Annotated in this window: 5 protein-coding genes; 4 read left to right on the plus strand and 1 reads right to left on the minus strand. The window is 38.2% G+C overall.

The features are described 5' to 3' along the window. Nucleotides 1-243: 243 nt before the first annotated feature. The 4 genes from EA341_RS00530 (at nucleotide 244) to EA341_RS00545 (ending at nucleotide 3,427) form a co-directional block, all read left to right on the plus strand. Nucleotides 244-996: a hypothetical protein gene (locus tag EA341_RS00530; RefSeq protein WP_293010728.1), complete on the plus strand. Its 753-nt coding sequence runs from the start codon at nucleotides 244-246 to the stop codon at nucleotides 994-996. A 104-nt stretch (nucleotides 997-1,100) separates the two neighbouring features. Beyond that, nucleotides 1,101-1,724 carry an RNA polymerase sigma factor gene (locus tag EA341_RS00535; RefSeq protein ID WP_293010729.1) on the plus strand — a complete coding sequence of 208 codons (624 nt, stop codon included), beginning with the start codon at nucleotides 1,101-1,103 and terminating at the stop codon, nucleotides 1,722-1,724. Next, nucleotides 1,705-2,334 (plus strand): hypothetical protein, encoded by a 630-nt coding sequence (locus EA341_RS00540; RefSeq protein ID WP_293010730.1) that lies wholly within the window; start codon nucleotides 1,705-1,707, stop codon nucleotides 2,332-2,334. Before EA341_RS00535 ends, EA341_RS00540 begins: the two co-directional genes overlap by 20 nt. Then, the gene (locus EA341_RS00545) at nucleotides 2,327-3,427 is read left to right on the plus strand and encodes a hypothetical protein (RefSeq protein ID WP_293010731.1); all 1,101 of its coding nucleotides are present in this window, start codon (nucleotides 2,327-2,329) and stop codon (nucleotides 3,425-3,427) included. Before EA341_RS00540 ends, EA341_RS00545 begins: the two co-directional genes overlap by 8 nt. Nucleotides 3,428-3,501: 74 nt before the next feature. Here EA341_RS00545 and EA341_RS00550 read toward each other — a convergent pair. Next, on the minus strand, nucleotides 3,502-4,029 hold a 528-nt coding region (locus EA341_RS00550), incomplete at its 5' end, for an FAD-binding oxidoreductase (protein WP_293010732.1).

The following is a 4,029-nucleotide window of genomic DNA, read 5'->3' on the forward strand; positions in this document are numbered from 1 at the left end:
GCTAGGCCATAGGCAACATCAGGGTCCGATTTGCCAAAAATGTGTGGTACACCATAATCATCCCGTGCGATTTCGATATTTCCCACATTATAGCCTGAATATTCATAAGAAAGTTGATTACAGGAAATCAGAAACAACAGTAGAACGAATAGTGCGTTTTTATTTACTTTCATGTTTGTTTAATCTACTAGGCTTATATTGGTTCAAAATACTTACTCTGAATTTAAAATCACTAAAAAATTAATGAACTCTGCAAAAAACTCCATGGACCGCTTGAGATTGCTTTTTGAAGAGCAGATTACAGTGATGACTATTGCAGAAAATCTCAAGATTTTTGATCTGTCATCCTATCAGGAAGAAATGGCAAAACTCAATTTCAATACTGCGGTGATTTTTGATCAAGGTAAATGGCTGAAATACGACAAAGGAGATGCGCAGCCAAGTCCTGTGAGCCAGGTTGATTTAATGCCTGAAAACACTCCAATTTTGACTGCATTCAGACTTCTATTAGGAAAGCGCAAATATTTTATTCCAGATGAATCGGGGAAATTGAGCTATATCGTCACTCGTACAGATTTGGATAAAATACCACTTAGAATCGGTATTTTTGGATTAATAAGCGTTCTTGAAACACACTTAAAGGATTTGGTGAGGCATCATATCCCTAACTGGCAGGAGAGTTTATCCGAGAATAGGCTTCAGCAGGCCATTAGTTTATATGAATGGAAGAAAGAAAGGAAAGAAGAGATAGACTTGGTTCAATGCTTACAGTTTGGAGACTTAGGGTCCATTTTTTCCAAAAATCAAAGGTTTAAAAAATTCGATCCTGATTTTAGCCGGGATAATTGGGTGGATATGATGAATGCTATCGGGAAATTGAGGGATGCTTTGGCCCATTCCCAGTTAAGGTTGGGGTTTTCTTGGGAAGAAATAGACCGCATTCTTCTTTTTATCAGGGGGATCATTGACAAGGAAAACAAAATTTTTGAAATATGATTATCTGCAATCAAATCCAGAGAAACTATTTTACAGAATTAAGATTGGTTTGCTTTCCAACCCTAGTTTGATAGGTTATTGGAGAATTCGCGGATACATATATTTTGAAAAATTATATTATCACAGGCAACCCTTTGGTGAAAGGATGCATTTTTATAAAAAACGAGCAAAGCAATTTGGTAGATAAACAAACCATAGAGGAAGCGGTAAAAGGTAATCAGAAAGCAGAACGGTTGCTCTATGATTCCATTAGCAAATCCTTGTTTATGCTTTGTCTTCGCTACCTCAAGCATCAGGAAGATGCTGAAGATGTTCTTTCAAGTGCTTTGCTTAAGGTATTTCGGTGCCTTGATCGATTTGAATTCGAAAGGGAAGGTTCATTTGAAGCCTGGGCTAGAAAAATCACCGTAAATGAGTGCTTGATCTGCCTTCGAAAGCAAAAGAGAAGTCCGATGATGGTAGAACCGGATGAATCCATTGCTATCGGAATTGAAGATGTCTTGGATAAAATATCAGCAGATGAGCTGTTTGTTTTGATCCTACAATTACCGGAAGGATATAGGACAGTATTCAATCTGTATGAAATTGAAGGCTATACGCATCCCGAAATTTCAGAAAAGCTTGGGATAGGAGTAGGGACAAGCAAGTCTCAGCTGAGTAAAGCCAAGAATTACTTAAAGAAATTGTTCATTGCAAACAGCAGGAATAATGCTTCGAAAATCATTTGAAAATATAGATCAGAGAGCCAAAATCCCCGAGGGGATTGAATTCAGGAGAGAAGAGGTTTGGGCCAAGATTCAAAGTAAACCTAAAAGAAAACCAATTGGGTGGTGGTATTGGAGTGCTGCTGCATTAATTCCTCTGCTTCTTTTTGTCGGCTGGTTCTTTGAACCAAGTCAATCTGAACCGCCAGTTTATGTACTTACCTCAATTAGCACCTATTCTGATGATTTGATTATTGAGAAACCAAATAGTGAAGAGATGCAAAAACAGAGGGGAAATACCATATCAGACCCCAAATCCATAGAAAAAATGGAGGAGTCTTCAGTTGTTGCCAGCTCTGTTTTAGATAGTGTTTCACACGAATCGAAAAGCAAACAATCCAAAACCCTAAGGCAAAGTATTGTTTTGGAAGATTCAATAGCTGAGCCGGAAGAGGGAAAATTAAGTCCCTCTGCTCAAGCTTTTCAGCAAGCTCTGGAAAAGACTAAAATTGAGCAAAAGGTGGAGGAAAGGATGATTGTGGAAAAATTGACTTTCGAACAAATGATTCAAGCGCGAAAGCAATACATGCAAGAGAAAGGGAACTCAACAAAAAACAGGAAAAGAGATGACTAAAATAAAGTTGATCATTTTGACAATTTTGATGTTTTGCGCCTTTGTTTTACCAATTTTTGGACAAGGATTGTATGAGCTATTAGATTTTCACCCCAAAAGTTGGGAAGGACCTCAAAAACCATTGGAGTATTTTTATGATCAACATGACATCAAATTGAATATCGCTCATGATACCTTGGATATCTTTATTCTTGGTCATAAAAAAGTGTCCTACCGATGGCATGATGTCAACCGGCAAAGGGATTTTAATGGTTGGTTTGGTTTTGAAAAAGACGTTCAGATCCTTTTGGAGAAGCTGGAGACTATTGGCTTGGACTTTGAAAGGCAAAACTATCATATCATATTCAGTCCAGAATCTGATGAAATGAGGGTTTCACCGAATCAGGGTGGTAAGTTTGCCAAAATTGGAGATGATTTTCTACCAACATTGCGGCATCAAATAACCCTAACTTACTATTCGTATTTGATGGAAGTAGACTTCTTTTTGGGTGAAATTGATGAATTGGAAGTGTTGAAAAATGCGGGGATCAATGATATGGTGAAGTCAGCGGCCTTGGAAAACAACTGGTATGATCACTATAAAAAAAGAAACTTAAATAAGGTGTTGCTCATTGATGATGAAGGAGAGATAAGCTTAGATACTTATTATTCTAGGGAAAATCCTTACTATCCCAAGACAAATCTTGATCTCGGTGTTGGCTACCTTTTTGGGAATAGTTTAAGTATGTTCTTTCAACCCCGATATAACATTAGGCTTCGGACCCCAAAAAATTATACGCTAAATAACACTTTATACTTCGCTTTTAGTGGTAATTTGTCACATATTCCTCAAAGAGAAGCCTCATTTGAAGTGGCCCATGATTATTTTTTGGGCATAGGTGTAGAATCAGATCAATTGGGAAATGAACTGGCATTTACCTTAGGTTATAGGGTTTTTGGAAACAATGGGATTTTAAATGAGTTTCCTTACATGTACAAGTTTGAATATGCAATAATCCCAAAGTTGAAAATTTCACATGCTGTTTTTCACAGACCTTTTTCTCGAGAGTCTCGTCGTGTCAATTTGGTAGGGATATCCTATATGATTTTTTGATCACATCTTTAATTTATCGAAATGAATATTACTGTAATATCTATTACAATAAAAAATTTGCATCATTTACTAATTCAATATCTCCCCACCTCAAACGCCTTGATATCCATGGCACTCACATGTCCTTCATGAAGGTCTGCAAGTATTTTGCCTGTGGCTGGTGCCATGCTTACTCCCATCATCCCATGTCCTGTCCCAAACCACACATTTTCGTAACCTGGGGCGGCGCCAATATAGGGAAGACCATCTGGTGAACAAGGTCTTAGTCCTTTCCAAATTTGGCTTTCCTCCGGGAATTTAGACAGGAAATCAGGGTAAAATCGGTTGATGGTCTCAAAAATTCCTTTTACCCGATTCAGGTTTATAGACTCATCAGTGCCAGCTATTTCCATAGTGCCCCCAAACCTCACTTTTTCGCCATATGGGCTTACCGCTACTTTCATTTCCGTCAAGATGGCCGCTTGTTTGATTTCGGGTTGATTTTCCTGAATAAAGCTATAGCCTTTTCCACCCATCATAGGAAGTTTGAAGCCGAGTTTCTGGGCAAGTTCAGCGGACCAGGCTCCTCCGCATAAAATAACTTTTTCAGCGGGAAGACTACC

The sequence above is a fragment of the Mongoliibacter sp. genome (assembly GCF_007692705.1).
Lineage (GTDB): Bacteria > Bacteroidota > Bacteroidia > Cytophagales > Cyclobacteriaceae > Mongoliibacter.